This is a genomic window from Paraburkholderia sp. SIMBA_030, from assembly GCF_046535245.1.
In the GTDB taxonomy this organism is placed as follows: Bacteria; Pseudomonadota; Gammaproteobacteria; order Burkholderiales; family Burkholderiaceae; genus Paraburkholderia.
This window is the reverse complement of record NZ_JAWRXB010001689.1, coordinates 1-234: the sequence shown is the minus strand read 5'-3', so window position 1 is coordinate 234 and position 234 is coordinate 1. Positions and strand designations below refer to the sequence as shown.

General features: G+C 64.5%; 1 protein-coding gene. It reads left to right on the top strand.

The annotated features are described in order from the left end of the window. A partial coding sequence (locus SB772_RS45780) for a cytochrome b/b6 domain-containing protein (RefSeq protein ID WP_410839247.1) occupies nt 1-234 on the top strand: 234 nt, incomplete at both ends.

Genomic DNA, 234 nt, shown 5'->3' with positions numbered 1-234 from the left:
CCGAAAGGCAGCGACAGTCGCGCGTTCTGGATGAACGTGCACTTGCTCGCGGGTACGTCCGTGCTCGTGCTCTCGGTGCTGCGCGTGTTGTGGCGCGTGGTCAGCCGCGTGCCGGAGCCCATCGTGCAGGCGCCGCTGCTCAAGTGGCTGTCGAAGCTCGCGCATGTCGCGCTGTACGTATTCATCATCGCCCAGCCGCTGCTCGGCATCATGATGATCAACATGGGCGGCAAG